Source organism: Roseovarius halophilus (ex Wu et al. 2025) (genome assembly GCF_047086965.1).
The window spans coordinates 1-325 of record NZ_JBKOTX010000607.1 but is presented as its reverse complement, the minus strand read 5'-3'; the positions used below and the strand labels follow the sequence as shown (position 1 = coordinate 325).

Below are 325 nucleotides of genomic sequence, written 5' to 3'. Positions count from 1 at the left end.
GGTCGGTGAGGGCGCGGTCGGCGGCCACGCGCGCCTCCAGCCACGACAGCACGACCGAGGCCGGCATGGCCACGGCGAGCCCGGCCGCCGTGGTCAGCAGCGCCACCCAGATACCGCCGGCCAGCAGCGACGGGTCCACCTGGCTGCCCGCCTCCTGCAGCGCCCGGAACGCCTCGATCATGCCGAGCACCGTGCCGAACAGCCCCAGAAGCGGCGCCACCTGCGCCACCGTGTCGAGAAAGCGAAAGCCGCGCTCCAGCCGCGCGAAACGCTCGTGCCGGTGCTGGGCGGCTCCGCGTTCAAGAACAAGGGCGTGCAGCCGCTG

Annotated in this window: 1 pseudogene; it reads right to left on the bottom strand. The window is 73.8% G+C overall.

From position 1 onward, the window contains the following. A pseudogene (locus ACH107_RS33695) lies at positions 1–271 on the bottom strand (MotA/TolQ/ExbB proton channel family protein); the annotation flags it as partial. Positions 272–325: the final 54 nt, after the last annotated feature.